Here is a 14,344-nt window from a genome sequence, read left to right as displayed (position 1 = left end):
GAGACTGCCGCCCGTGTCCTCGCGTCCCGTGACTGTCAGGCCCCCCGGCGCCGATTACCAGATTCGCGTTCTGGGGCATCGGCCCACACCGCTGCGTGACTTCTACCACGCGCTGCTCGAGCTGCCCTGGTCGGCCACCTTCGCCATCCTCAGCGCGCTCTACTTGCTGGTGAACGCGCTGTTCGCCGCGGGCTACCTGGCCACGGGCGGCGTCGTGCACGCGGCGGCGGGCTCGTTCTGGGATGCCTTCTGCTTCAGCGTGCAGACGCTCGGCACCATTGGCTACGGCGCCATGTATCCGGATGCCCCGGCCGCGCACGCCCTCGTGGTGGTGGAGTCGCTCGTGGGCCTGCTGACCACGGCGCTGGCCACGGGACTGGTGTTCGCCAAGTTCTCACGCCCGCAGGGGCGCATCGTCTTCTCGCACCACCCGGTCGTCTGCCCGCTCAACGGCGTCCCCACGCTGATGTTCCGATTGGGCAACGAGCGGGGGAACCAAATCGTGAACGCGGAGATTCGCGTGGTGCTGATGCGCACCGAGTCCAGCGCCGAGGGCCTGCGCCTGTACCGCACCTATGACTTGAAGCTGGCGCGCGACCGCGCCCTCTCGCTGCAACGCTCGTGGATCGCCATGCACGTCATCGACGCGACCAGCCCGCTGCACGGGCAAACCCCCGAGTCGATCGCCGCGCAGGAGGTGGAGGTGCAGGTGATGGTCCTGGGGACGGACGACATCACCATGCAGAGCCTCCACGCCGGCCATCGCTACTTCGCCGCGCAGCTTCGCTGGGGCGCGCGCCTCGTGGACATCCTCTCCGAAGCCCCCGATGGCAACCTCGAGCTGGACCTCAGGAAGTTTCACGACACCCAGCCGTCGCAGCCCACCGAGGGATTCCCCTATCCCCGAGCCTCCTGAGCCCCGCGCGCCTTCGCCTGCCTCGACACCCGCACGGCCCTGAGATTGAATCCCGCCCTTTCCGAAGTTCAGGGACTCTCATGGACCGAACGCAGGAACCTCAGATTGCCGCAGGCACGGTGTTCCAAGGGCGTTACGAAGTGCTGTCCAAGCTGGGGGAGGGGGGCTACGGGCAGGTCTACCGGGCCCGGCAGCGCGCCACGAATCAAGAGGTCGCCGTCAAGGTGCTGCGCGCGCCGCAGGCGGAGAGTGCCCATCAAGTCGCCCGCTTCCAGCGAGAGATGCAGCTGTGCTCGCAGCTGTATCACCCGAACATCGTGCGGCTCATCGACTCGGGACAGTCCGAGGAATCGGTGCTGTTCACCGTGTTCGAGTACGTGCCTGGGCGCACGCTGGCGGAGGTGCTGACCGACGATGGCGCGCTGCCGCCGTGGGAGGCGGCGCACCTGATGCTCCAGGTGCTGGATGCGCTGGGCTGCGCGCACAACCAGGGCGTCGTGCACCGCGACCTCAAGCCGCAGAACATCATGGTCACCCACACTGGCGTGCGTCGCAACGCGCTGGTGCTCGACTTCGGTTTGGGGACGTTGGTGGGCGGGCCGAAGGCGGAGGAGCTGGCGCGGCTCACGCGCACGCGCGAGGTGTTGGGCACGCCGGCCTATGCGGCGCCCGAGCAGCTTCGTGGCGAGCCCGCCACCGCGGCCTCGGACCTGTATGCGTGGGGGCTCATCTTCTTGGAGTGCCTCACCGGGCGCCGCGTGATTGACGGCGGCACGTTGCAGGAGGTGCTCTACAAGCAGCTCGGACCGGAGCCCATCCGCGTGCCGTCGTGGCTGGAAGGTCACCGCCTGGGGTGGCTGCTCCGGCGCGTGACGAGCAAGGACGTGGACGCGCGCTCCATCCGCGCACAGGAGGCGCTGCGCGAGCTGGAGGCCTGCTCGTCCGAGGGGTGGCCTGACAGCGAGGCCTCGGTGGGGGCCGCGCCCGCCGTGGCCGCGCGCCTGCCCACGCCGAACACGCCGGAGCGCGCACCCGAGGGAGAGCGCCGCCAGCTCACCGCGTTGTGCGTGAGCCTGTCGCTCACGCCGGAGTCGGACGCGGTGGACCCCGAGGAGCTGGATGGTCTGTTGCGCGCCCAGCACGCGGCGTGCGCGGACGTGGCGCGACGCTTCGACGCCTACGTGGGCAGCATCCTGGGCGAGCGCATGCTGCTCTACTTCGGCTATCCGCAGGCGCGCGAGGATGATGCCCGCCGTGCGGCGCGCGCGGCGCTGGCCATCGTGGAGGAGCTGGAGCAGCGGGGCGCTCGGCTCGCGAACGAGCAGCGGGTCAGCGTGGAGGTGCGCGCGGGCCTGCACACGGGACTCGTCAGCCGGCAGGAGGCGCGAGGCCGCCATCAAGCGGAGCTGCCCGCGCTGCTCGGCGCGACGCCCAATGTGGCCAGCCGCCTGGAGGCTCAGGCCGAGGCGGGTGCGGTGTGGGTGAGCGAGGCGACCTCGCGGCTGTTGCGCGAGGGCTTCGTCCTGGAGCCCGTGGGCGCGGTGCGCGCGGGAGCCGGCGTGAAGCCGGGCCCTGTGTTCCGCCTGCGGGGGGAGCTGCGCGCGCCCGCCGCGATGTCCGCCGCGAGTGGGGCGCGCCCCTCGGTGTTGCATGGCCGCTCGCAGGAGTTGGAGCTGCTCCAGCAGCGGTGGCAGCAGGCCACGCGCGGCTCGGGGCAGGCCATCTTGCTGGCGGGAGAGGCGGGCATCGGCAAGTCCCGACTGGCGTTGGAGCTGGCGCGCAGAACGGGGGAGGTGCCGCACACCTTCCTGGAGTGCCGGTGCGCACCGGAAGGACGGCTGAGCACGCTGCGTCCGGTGGTGGATCTCCTGGAGCGGCTCGTGGGCTTCCAGCGCGACTGGACGCCGGAGCGGTTGGAGACGGCGCTGGAGGACATGCTGGGCCGGTATGGCTTTGAGCTGACCGAGGTGATGCCGCTGTTCGCGGTGCTCTTCTCGGTGAAGGGCGGCTCGGGGCGCTATCCGCCGCTGGACGTGTCGCCGCAGCGGCAGAAGGACCTGACGCTCGAAGCGATCCTGGCGCTGTTGTCCGCCATGGCCGAGCAGCAGCCCGTGCTGTTCCTCGTCGAGGACCTGCACTGGGCGGATCCCACGACGCTGGAGTTGTTGGGGAAGCTGGTGGAGGACGCGGCCTCGCTGCGGCTGTGCGCGCTGCTCACCGCGCGCCCGGAGTTCGCCGTGCCGTGGCCGCCCGCGAAGGTGCTCCAGGTGCAGTTGGGGCGCTTGGACCGCCAGCGCGCCGAGGAGATGGTCGCGGAGCTGACGCGCGACACGCCACTGCCGCGCGAGGTGATGGAGCAGGTGGTGGGGCGCACGGATGGCGTGCCGCTGTTCGTGGAGGAGCTGACGCGCATGGTGGTGGAGGGCCTGTCCGGCGCGAAGGAGTCCTCCGCGTCGCCTCGGCCCACCATCCCCGCCACGTTGCGGGACTCGTTGATGGCGCGGTTGGATCGCTTGGGGCCCGCGAAGGAGACGGCCCAGCTCGCGGCGGCGCTGGGCCGGGAGTTCAGCCATGACGTGCTGCGCGCGGTGTCGGCGCGGGACGAGGCGGCGCTCAAGCGGGACCTGGACGCGCTCGTGTCGGCGGACCTGGTGCACCGGCGGCGCGGCGTGCGCGGCACCACGTTCTCGTTCAAGCACGCGCTCATTCGGGACACGGCGCTGGAGTCGCTCTTGAAGCCCGCGCGGCGGCAGGTGCACGCGCGCATCGCCGCCACGCTGGAGCTGCGCTTCCCGGACGTGGTGCAGTCTCGGCCGGATCTCCTCGCGCACCACCATGCGCAGGCGGATCAGAAGCGCGAGGCGTTGGAGTACGCGCGCAAGGCGGGGCTGGCGGCCCTCATCCGCAGCGCCAACGCGGAGGCCATCGCCCACGCCACCGAGGCCCTCGCCTGGCTGGACGTGCTGGCCGACGAGCGCGAGCGCGCCCAGGTGGAGCTGAGCCTCAACGGCATCATCACGCCCGCGCTGATGGGCAGCCGCGGCTGGTCCGATGCCGCCATCAAGGCCCAGGTGGATCGCTCGCGAGCGCTCATCGACCTCTTGGGCGACGGGCCTCACGCCGTGCCCACGCTCTGGGCATTGCTCACCTTCCACCATACGCGCGGCCAGCGCGCCGAGGCCCGGGCGCTCGCCGAGCGACTCGTGTCGATGGAGGGGGTGGCGCAGGACGTCGACCACCAGGTGGCCACGCTGCCGGCGTTGGGACATGCCGCGTGGATCGACGGGCGGATGGGGGACTCGCGCGCGGCGTTCGAGCGCGCGCTGTCGCTCTATGATCCCGCGCGCCACGCGCAGCAGGCCCACGTCTATGGGCTCGATTCCCGCTCGTACGCGGGCATGGGCCTGGGCGAGGTGCTGTGTCTGATGGGCCTGCCGGATCAGGGGCTGGCGCAGGCGAAGGCCGCGGTGGATTGGGCGTTGGAGCTCAACCACGCCAGCACGCTGGGGCTCGCGTACATCTACCTGCTGATGGTCCACCAGCAGCGCGGCGAGCGTGAGCGCGTGGTGGAGGTGGCCGACGCGGCGCTGGCGATGACGCAGCGGCAGGGCATGCCCGTGCACGGCGCCTATGCGCAGATCGTCCGAGGCTGGGCCACCCAGGAGCCCGACGTGCTCGTGGGGCCGCTCGGGTTCCAGGACGCGCTGGGGTTCGAGCTGGGGATGACCTACTACGCCTCGCTCCTCGTGGAGTTGCACGCCGCGCGCGGGCAGCACGTGGAGGCCCTCGCGCGAGTGGAGGACCTGCTGCGGCGTGGGCGCACCCTGGGCGAGACCTACTATGTGCCCGAGCTGCTGCGGCTGAAGGCGCTCAGCGTCCTGGCCACCACGCAAGACACGTCGGCGGCGGAGGCGCTCCTGCGCGAGGCCGTGACGCTCGCGCGGCAGGACGGGACTCGGCTCCTGGAGCTGCGGGCCGCGCTGGCGCTGGGGCGGCTGCTGCGCGACATGCGGCGGCCCGCCGAGGCCGTGAGCGCGCTGCGCCCCGTGCTGGATGGCTTCACCGAGGGCTCGGCGCTCGCGGACGTCACCGCGGCCCGTGAGCTGCTCGTCGCACTGGATTCCCCCCGGAGTTGACCCCCGAAAGGTGCACCATGCCTCCCAAGTCCAAGTCCGCGAAATCGAAGGCGCGCTCACTCCCCACGGCCGCCACCGCGCCGAACACGGTGGTGCCGCGCTCGCCGTATTCCTATGAGAACGAAGACGAGAGCGATTACTCCTGGGACACCTGGGAGACGATGCTGGAGTGGCAGGACATCTGGCTGAAGGCCATCGCGCTCGCGTGGACGGACGCCACGTTCAAGGCGCGGCTGCTGGAGAACGCGCGCAGTGCCCTGCTCGAGTACTTCGCCTACAAGCTGCCCATCATGTTGGACTTCCGCGTGGTGGACCTCCTCTCACCGGAGCTGCCCGTGCAGCTCCAGTACCCCGTCATCTGGGATGGCTCGGGTGCGAACGCGGTGTCGTCGCTGGACAAGGTGGGGTGGTTCTTCACCACGCCGCCGGTCCAGAAGATTCAGACGCGGGAGCAGTACCTGTCCCGGCTGCGCAAGGACCCCAGCGCTCGGACGGAGTGGGTGCTGCCCCGCAGCTTGCTGGTCTATCCGCTGCCGCCGCCGCCGCAGGACGTGGCCATCGAGGCCGTGGCGCTGGGGGACTTCTCCAGCGCGGGCCGCACCTATCCGTTCACGACGTGCTGACTCCGGGCGCGAGCCCGTAGAACCGGGCGGGGTTGTCCCAGAGGAGCTTGCGCACCACGTCCTCCGGCAGCCTCGCTCGCAGCGACGCCATCTCGTCCACGATGGCGTCGTCATGGTCCACATGGGGGAAGTCGGTGCCCACCAGCAGGCAGTCCGGGCCCACCGCGCGCACCACCGCCTCGATGCCCGGCTCGCCCGGCTCCAGCGCGATGAAGCACTGCCGCCGGAAGTACTCCGAGGGCTTGCGGCGCACGTTCGCGGCCACCTCGCCGCCCATGTACTTGAAGGCGACTTCGTCCAGCCGCCAGAGCCAGGACGGCAGCCACCCGCAGCCTGCTTCCAGGAACCCTACGCGCAGCGCGGGGTGCCGCTCCAGCACGCCGCCTTCGATGAGCGCGAGCAGGGCCATCATCTGCTCCATCGGGTGTGAGCACGCGTGCATCGCGAAGCGCGTGTCGAAGCGATCCGCGCCGGTCGCGGGCAGCCTCGCGTGCGTGCCCTCGTGAAGCGCCACCGCGATGCCCAGGCGCTCGCAGGCGCTCCAGAAGGGCTCGTGGTCCGGATGGCTCAGCGTGCGGCCCCGCACGGGATTGGGGGGCAGCACCACGGCCTTCCAGCCGAAGCCCGCCACGCGCTCCAACTCGGGCACCATCGCGGCGGGGTCGTGCAGGGGGATGGCGCCCACGGCGCGCAGTCGCTCCGGGTTCGCGCGGCAGAAGTCGCGCAGCCAGTCGTTGTAGGCGCGCGTGAAGGCCGTGGCGCGCTCGGGCGCCATCGAGTCGATGCGCAAGAGGAAGAGCGCCGACGTGGGGTACAGGAAGGCCACGTCCAGGCCCGTGCGCTCCATGGCGCGAAGCTGTCCCTGCGGCGAGGCACCCACCGCGAGGCTCCCCTGGCGCTGATACAGCGTCCACGCCATCTCCACGTGGGCGCGCTCGGACACCTTGTTCCACGCGGGCTGCCCATCGAGCATGAGCGTGGGCGGCACGGGCAGCAGTCCCTTGGGGCCGAGCCGGGCCGCGCGTTGGGGCAGGGACTCGCGGGGCGCGAGCAGCTCCTGATACGGCGCACCCGCGCGGTACTCCGGCGGGAGGTACTCGCGCCACATCTCCACGGGCTCGATGACGTGGCGGTCGGCGTCGAGGATGCGAAGGCCGTCGCGCATGCGCTGGCTCCGGAGCGAGTCGAAGGGGCTAGAGGAAGAGGGGGACGGGATTGAGCCGCGCTTCGTCCAGGGGCGCGTCACGCCAACCCAGGCGCACGGGCACGTCATATAGCCGCCCGGGGCCCAGCCGTGGCCAGAAGTGCCGCAGCCCAGGCACGGTCACCTTCACCACCGACAGCCCGATGTCCGGCCGCGTCTGATCCAACACCAAGGTCTCCAGGCCCACGCGTGCCGCGCGCGCGACGCAGTCGAGCACGTCCTCGCGCAAGTCCCTGGGCGGCACGGGCGCGAAGTCGGCCCGCACGCGCGGGGCTCGAGCCTCATCGGGGAAGAGGAAGGCCAGGTCATCGAGCGCCGCCGCGTCCCACGGCGGCGGGAGCTGCGCGCTGGGGTCGAACAGTTGGTTGAACTCGGTGAGCGCGCGCATCAGCGCGAGCCGCGCGTCGAGGTGCGCGCCGAAGCCCACGCAGAACCGCCCCGCCTCGGGAGCGCGGCCGAGCGCCACGAACGTGGGGATGCCCAGGTCGTGCGTGAGGTCCAAGGCCCAGAGTCGCCAACCGTGGCTCCGGTGATGCTCTACCAGCTCCGCGAAATAGGGCTCGCCGAAGGAGTTCAGCTCCACGCCGGGGCGGCGCACGCGGTTGTACCACCAGAGCGCCACGGCATCCCGCTCGGCCAGCTCCAGGAAGCCTTGCAGGATGGCCTCCTCCAGGCTGTTGCCCGCGGCGTGGCCGTTGGAGTCCTGCTGGCCGAAGCGCGGCGCGGCGTCGTGGGGATAGCGCGCGTAACAGAGCGCCGTGGGCAGGTAGCGCAGGCGCTCGTGCGTGAGGGACCACACGGGCGTCCAATCCACGGGCTGCTCCGCATCGAAGGGCTCGGGTATGGCCCGACGGGTCGCGCCGTAGCTCGCGGAGAGGGCCTCGCGGTCGCGGTACTGCGCGTCGCTGAAGAGGAGCACGTCGCGCGGATGCACCGCCGCGGCCCCCAGGTCCGAGAGTCGCGCCCGCACGCGCGGCTCGTCGCCCTGGAACATCGCGCTCACGCGCTCCAGCCCCTCGCACAGCGCGCTGGCTCGCGACTGCGCGGCCGTCCGTCCCTTGCCCGCGCTCATCGCGTGGAAGTCATCGACCGAGGGCCGCTGGGTGTCGGGCTGCGTGAAGTAGGCCGCGCCGAAGACGGGACGCAGGGGGTGGTTGCGTCCCTCCACGGGGCCGAGGCTGCTGAGCACGCCCGTGAGCGGGCTGATGAGGTGCTGATGGTGTGCGAACGTCTCCTCGGGCGTCACGCCGCGAAAGCCATTGTCATCCGTGGCTCGGCGCGGCCGGGCCTCCAGGACGAGGGGCTGTCGAGCGCGCGCCGCGAGCAGTCCCGCATCTCCGCAGGAGGGGCACTGAGGTCGGCGCACCACCCGGTGCTCGGCGATGTGGAGCTTGTGCGGCTCCAGGACGAAGAGGGTGTTCGACAGCGCGCCCTGTCCGCTGCTCGCGACCCACCGCGCGAGCGCCAGGGCTCCGAATGAAGCGACGGCCTGGAGGCTGGTGGGCAGCGCCGGCAGCTGTGCAGTTCGCTTGGGGAGATTCAGGGCTTCGAGGAAGCCCTGCAGCGGACGGTTCCGGCGCAGCCGATGCGCGAGGCACTCCCAGCACGGATTCTCCGCGCCGCGAAACACGGGGCCCACCCAGGGGCTCGTGCCGCCCGGCTTGACGAGCAGCCACGGTGCCTTCGGGCGAGCCGGGTCTCGGGCCCACGCCTCCAACTCGGGCGAGAGGTAGTCCCGCACGAGCACCACGCGCAGCGGTGCGGCCTCGCGGACGGTGAGGCCCGAGTTCATCAAGGCCTCGGGCCATGGCCCCGCTTCCAGCCCATCCAAGGCGAGCACCGAGACCGGGGATGCGGACAGCCACGTCCTGGCCGCGTGCGGGGCCACGCCGGTCGCGTGCCAGTACTCGCTGACCGAGGGTTCTCCTTCGTGGCCGACCTCCACGAGATGGCCGCGCTGCTCCAGGCGCATGATGGCGTAGAGCGCATCGTGGCGAGGGACGGGAGGGCTCATCGCGGACAGCACGGCCAGGACCTCGCGGACGGTGCGTTGTCCGTCGAGGAGCAGGGCCACGCGAAGCTGCGCGGTGCCGGTGAGCAGGAACTGCTCGCGCTCGCTCATCAGGAGCGCGCGCTGCTCATCGAGGAACTCCAGCCGGAGGTGCGGCGGGAAGCGGAGGACTCGCTCGAAGCTGTCTCGCATGGCGGCTTCGCGCGTCAGGCGGACCGAGAGGAGGGGACGTCCAAGGCGAAGCCCATCTCGCCATCCGAGGTCAGTCCGGTCCGCTCCCAGCCCGCGCGCGCGTAGAACCGCTCCGCGCGAGTCCCTGGGGCCGTGCTCAGGACGATGCGGCTGGCGCCACCCGCGAAGAGCCACGCGGTGGCCTGGGCCAGCAAGGCCTGCGCGATGCCCTGGCCCTCGTAGGGAGGATCGATGAACAGGGCCCAGATGGAAGCGGTCTCCTGGTCCGCGATGGAGAAGCCCGCGACGCGGCCTTCGTGCTCGCAGACCCAGCCCCTGCCTCGGTGGATGATGTAGTCGTGCACCATCTCCGGCGGGACGCGCGCGGGATGGGAGAGCCGGTTCTCTCTCACCGCCCACCTCACGCGCATCAACTCGGGGATGTCTTCAACGGCGGCTTCGCGAATGTGCATGGGAGCCTCACCGCGCGCTGCTTCGGGATGGAGCCCTGCGTTGTATCGCAGGCTGTCCCGAATCCCAGGGCTTTCCATGGGGCTCGACGCCGCTCGGGGGCGGCCCGCATCGACCGGGGCCGGTGAGCCCAGGGCGTGGGCTCACCGGGGCGAGCGCCTCAAGCGGCCTCGCGTCCGTCCTTCTCCGCGCCCCGCGCCAGCCGCTTCTGGATGGCAAGGAAGAGGGCCTCGTGCGTGGCGGGCGAGGGCAGCTCCACGGTGCCCCCGGGCCGACCGAACGCGGCCACGGCATCCCGCAGGGCCTCTCGCGCGGAGATGGCCAGCATGAGGGGCGGCTCGCCCACGGCCTTGCTGCCGTGGATGACGTTCGACTGATTCGCGTCATCGAGCAGGCGCACGCGCAGGTCGATGGGCGCGTCGCTGAACGCGGGCACCGGGTACGTGCTGGCCGAGTGGGTGAGCAGGCGTCCCTGCGCATCCCAGCGGAGGTCCTCGCCCGTGAGCCACCCGAGGCCCTGGACATACGCGCCCTCGACCTGCCCGCGGTCCACGCCGGGGTTGAGCGAGTCGCCCACGTCCTCCAGCAGGTCCGCGCGCAGCACGCGCTTCATGCCGGTATAGCCATCCACCTCCACCTCCGTCACGGCGGCGCCGTAGGCGAAGTAGAGGAACGGGCGCCCGCGCCCCCGGGACTTGTCGTAGCCGATTCCGGGCGTCTGGTAATACCCGGTGACGGACATGCCCACCCGCGCGAAATAGGCCGCGTCCACCACCTGCGCGAACGTCAACGCGCGCTCGGGCGGCGCATCCGCGGGGGCCACGCGACCCTCGTGGAAGATGAACGCCTCGGGGGCGAGTGTCGCGCCATGCCGCTCGGCCCACAGCCGCGCCGCCACGGGCGCCAGCCGTCCCCGCAACGCGACACACGCCTCGCGCACCGCGGCGCCGTTGAGATCCGAGCCACTGGACGCGGCCGTGGCCGAGGTGTTGGGCACCTTGTCCGTGGCGGTCTTCATGACGCGGATCGCCTCCGCGCTCACGCCCAACTCGCGCATGGCCACGCCTTGAATCTTCGTGTGCAGGCCCTGGCCCATCTCCGTGCCGCCGTGCGACAGCAGCACCGAGCCATCGCGATACACATGCACCAGCGCGCCCGCCTGGTTGAGGAACGTCGCGGTGAAGGAGATTCCGAACTTCACGGGGGTGATGGCGAGGCCCCGCTTGATGCGAGGGCTGCGCTGGTTGAAGGCCGCCGCCTCCTCGCGTCGACGGGCGAACTCGGAGGAGGTCACCAGCTCTCGCCACATGCGCGGCAGCCGGTTGTCATCCAGCTCCTGGCCGTAGTGCGTGGTGTTGGTGTCGCCCTTGCCGTCGTAGAGGTTGCGCTCGCGCACGGCCTCGGGCGCCATGCCGAGCGTCCTCGCCACGCGGTCCAGGATGTCCTCGGTGACGAGCATGCCCTGCGGGCCACCGAAGCCGCGGAACGCCGTGTTGGACGCGAGGTTCGTGCGCGCCACGCGGCCCGAGAAGCACACGGCGGGCACGTGGTACGCGTTGTCGAGGTGGAACAGTCCTCGGTCGAGGATGGACTCGGACAAGTCCAGGGACCAGCCGCCATTCGAGACGAGGTGGACGCGCAGGGCGAGCACCCGGCCCGTGGCGTCGAAGCCCACCTCCCACGCGGCATGGAAGGGGTGTCGCTTGCCCGTGAGCATCATGTCCACGTCACGGTCCAGCATCCACCGCACGGGCCGGCCGGTGTGCCACGAGGCCAGCGCCACCAGGGCCGCCGGAGCGTTGCCCTGCGTCTCCTTGCCGCCGAAGCCGCCGCCCATGCGCGGTGACTGCACCACCACCTGATGGCGATGCAGCGCGAGCACGTGGGCCACCACGGCCTGCACCTCGGACGGGTGCTGTGTGGAGGACGTCACGGTGACGTCGCCGTCGTCGCCCTTCTCGGCGAAGGCGGCGTGCGTCTCCAGATAGAAGTGCTCCTGCCCGCCCAGCGAGAACGTGCCCGCGAGCCGATGCGGACTGGCCGCCAGCGCCGCGTCCACGTCTCCGCGACGGATGATGTGCGGCTCGGTGTGGTAGCTGTCCCGCGCGATGGCGTCCTCGACGGTGAGGACGGCGGGCAGGGGCTCGTACTCCACGCGCACCCGCCTGGCGCCCGCGCGGCATGCCTCGATGGACTCGCCCACCACGAGCGCCACGACCTGGCCGTGGAACAGCACCTCGCGATCCGCGAGCAGCGGTTCATCGTGGCGGATGGGGCCCGTGTCGTTCATGCCCGGGATGTGCTCGGCCAGCAGGACGGTCACCACGCCTGGGACGCTCAGCGCTTCCGAGGCGTCTCGTCGGAGGATGCGCGCGTGCGCATGGGGCGCGCAGACCGGCCACACCTCCAACATGGGGCGGCGCTGGGCGACGTCATCCACGTACTGCGCGCTCCCCGTCACATGGCCGAGCGCGCTGTCGTGGCGCAGCTCGCGGCTGTGGTCGGCGCTCACGCCGGACTCTCCGAGCAGGAAGCCGGGAGCCGCGTCGAGATGGGGGCTGCGCTCGCCCGTGAAGAACTTCTCCAGCAGGGCGAGCACCAGTCCCCGGCGGTACTCGGCGCTGCCGCGCAGGTCGCTGATGGGGGACAGCTCCGTGGCGAGCACCGCGGTCGCGCGCGCCAGCGCCTCGCGCGTCCACGGCTGTCCCACCAGCGTGGCCTCGGTCTTGAGCGCACGCACGGGGGTGGCCGCGACGCCGCCGAAGCCCAGGCGGGCGCTGACCACGGTGTTCTCCGCGCTCAGCTCCACGCAGAAGCCCGCCGCGACGATGCTGATGTCCAGCTCGCGCCGCTTGGAGACCTTGAAGGAATCCGCGAGGCGCCGGTTCCCCCGCGCCACGGTCGCGTGCGGAATGACGATGTGGCGGACCAGCTCATCCGGCTGAATCGCCGTCTTGCGATAGGCGAGGAAGAAGTCGCGGAGCGCCACGGTCCGCTCGCCGCGCGTGGAGGCGAGGACGAGCCGCGCATCCAACGCGAGCAACACGGGCGCCATGTCGCCAATGGGCGAGGCCGTCACCAGATTGCCGGCGAGCGTGGCGCGCTGGCGAATCTGTCGGGACGCGAAGACGTTGAGCATCTTCGTGACCTCGGGCAGCTCCGCGCCGAGCGCGTCCTCCAACTCCACGAGCGAGGCCGCGCCGCCCACGTACCACGCGTCCGGTCCGCGGCGGATGGCGCGCAGCTCGGGCACGCCTTCGGTGGAGATGAGAAAGGGGAAGCGGCGGGACTTCTTGGTGACGTCCACGCCCACTTCGGTGGCGCCCGCGACGAGCGTGGCCTCGGGGTGCGCGGCGCGCAGCGACAGCAGGTCCGCCCAGGTGGTGGGGCGCAGGAAGCGCTGATCGCGGACTTCGTACTGGAGCGCGGGCACCGGGTGCGCTGGGCCCTCCAGCGAAACGCCGGGCAGCGCGGGGCACGCAGGGGACGCGTCGCGAGCGGCCAGGGCCTCCATCATCGCGTCGCGGATGGGCCGGTAGCCGGTGCAGCGGCAGATGTTGCCGCAGAGTTGATCCGCCACGGCCTCGGGCGAGCGCACGTCCTTGCGGCAGTACGCCTCCGTCATGGACATGACGAAGCCCGGCGTACAGAAGCCGCACTGCGAGCCGTAGTGCTTCACCATGGCCTGCTGCACGGGGTGGGGCGCGTCACGGCGGCCCACGCCCTCGACGGTGACGACCTCGCGTCCGGCCACCATGGGCAACAGGGTGATGCAGCTGTTGAACGCGCGCAGACAGCGATTGCCCTGGGCGTCCTGGTCGACGAGGGCCACGGTGCAGGCCCCGCAGTCGCCCTCGGCGCAGCCCTGCTTCGTCCCCGTGGCGCCGCGCGCGCGGAGGAAGTCGAGCAGGGTGGTGTTGGAGGAGGTGCCTTCGACGCGAACGGGCTGGCCGTTGAGCTGGAACTCGAACGTGTTGCTCATTCTCCAGAGGATAGCAGGCGCGGAGGGTCTGGCTGCTCGTCCGCGATGCGGGCGCGCTCATCCCCGGACAACCCGTGGTGCACCTGGAGCAGCCCCGCGGCGATGCTCACCGCCACCTCCTGGGGGGACTTGCCGCCCGTCTCCAGTCCCATGGGGCACCAGACGCGGGCCAGCCGCTCGGGGGGGACGCCCCGCGCCTCCAGCCGCTGGCGGAACCGGGCCCACTTCGTCTTGCTGCCAATCAGGCCGATGTAGCGCGCGGGCCGCTCGATGGCGTGGGCGATGATGTCCTGGTCCAGGTCGTGCCGGTGCGTCATCACGGCCACGTAGGTGCGCCGGGCGTCCCAGGTGGCCTGCTCGACGAGGGTGTCCCAGGGCTCCTCGTGGCGGACCACGCCCTCGGGCACGCGCTCGGAGCGGATCCACTCGGGGCGCTCGTCCACCAGGTGAACGCGGAACGGGGTGCCCTCCAGGGTGCGGCACAGCGCCTGCCCGACGTGGCCGGCGCCGAAGAGGTACAGGCGGGGGCCGTGATTGACGGGCTCCACGAAGACGTCCACGACCCCTCCGCAACACTGACCGAGCTTCGCGCCGAGCGGGTATCGGATGGCTCGGGCCTTCCCGGAGTCCAGGCATGCCCGAGCGTCCGCGAGCACGAGCTGCTCCAGGTGGCCCCCGCCCACGGTGCCGTGGAAGACGCCGTCCGCGCGGACCAGGAGCTTGGCCCCTGCCTCCGCCGGTGTGCTGCCCTGACACGCCGTCACGGTGACGACGGCGAAGGGCGCATCGCCCCCTGACCACTCGGCGAGACGCCGGACCCAATCCCACAT

8 protein-coding genes are annotated in these 14,344 nt (G+C 71.4%); 3 read left to right on the top strand and 5 right to left on the bottom strand.

Translation table 11 applies throughout. The features are described 5' to 3' along the window. Nucleotides 1-13 precede the first annotated feature (13 nt). The 3 genes from KRR26_RS23875 (at nt 14) to KRR26_RS23865 (ending at nt 5,675) form a co-directional block, all read left to right on the top strand. Complete coding sequence (locus tag KRR26_RS23875; RefSeq protein WP_158611582.1) at nt 14-916, top strand: ion channel; 903 nt, start codon at nt 14-16, stop codon at nt 914-916. An 80-nt stretch (nt 917-996) separates the two neighbouring features. Continuing rightward, nucleotides 997-5,052, top strand: coding sequence for a TOMM system kinase/cyclase fusion protein (locus tag KRR26_RS23870; protein ID WP_217080934.1), 4,056 nt, complete (start codon nt 997-999; stop codon nt 5,050-5,052). Between the two features lie 17 nt (nt 5,053-5,069). After that, nucleotides 5,070-5,675, top strand: a complete 606-nt coding sequence (locus KRR26_RS23865) for a BMA_0021/BMA_0022 family TOMM bacteriocin (protein ID WP_120210438.1) — start codon at nt 5,070-5,072, stop codon at nt 5,673-5,675. Here KRR26_RS23865 and KRR26_RS23860 read toward each other — a convergent pair. From KRR26_RS23860 to xdhC, 5 genes are all read right to left on the bottom strand, one after another. Continuing rightward, complete coding sequence (locus KRR26_RS23860; protein ID WP_120210439.1) at nt 5,662-6,840, bottom strand: amidohydrolase family protein; 1,179 nt, start codon at nt 6,838-6,840, stop codon at nt 5,662-5,664. The two genes, KRR26_RS23865 and KRR26_RS23860, sit on opposite strands and share 14 nt — an antisense overlap. 28 nt (nt 6,841-6,868) lie before the next feature. Next, nucleotides 6,869-9,082, bottom strand: coding sequence for a TOMM precursor leader peptide-binding protein (locus KRR26_RS23855; RefSeq protein ID WP_217080933.1), 2,214 nt, complete (start codon nt 9,080-9,082; stop codon nt 6,869-6,871). A gap of 14 nt (nt 9,083-9,096) precedes the next feature. After that, complete coding sequence (locus KRR26_RS23850; RefSeq protein ID WP_120210441.1) at nt 9,097-9,534, bottom strand: GNAT family N-acetyltransferase; 438 nt, start codon at nt 9,532-9,534, stop codon at nt 9,097-9,099. Between the two features lie 158 nt (nt 9,535-9,692). After that, the gene (xdhB, locus tag KRR26_RS23845) at nt 9,693-13,514 is read right to left on the bottom strand and encodes a xanthine dehydrogenase molybdopterin binding subunit (RefSeq protein ID WP_217080932.1); all 3,822 of its coding nucleotides are present in this window, start codon (nt 13,512-13,514) and stop codon (nt 9,693-9,695) included. Continuing rightward, nucleotides 13,511-14,344: a xanthine dehydrogenase accessory protein XdhC gene (gene xdhC, locus KRR26_RS23840; RefSeq protein WP_217080931.1), complete on the bottom strand. Its 834-nt coding sequence runs from the start codon at nt 14,342-14,344 to the stop codon at nt 13,511-13,513. Before xdhC ends, xdhB begins: the two co-directional genes overlap by 4 nt.

The organism is Citreicoccus inhibens (assembly GCF_019039035.1).
GTDB lineage: Bacteria > Myxococcota > Myxococcia > Myxococcales > Myxococcaceae > Citreicoccus > Citreicoccus inhibens.
Note: the sequence above shows the minus strand (reverse complement) of the source record. Positions and strands in the feature narration are given on the sequence as shown.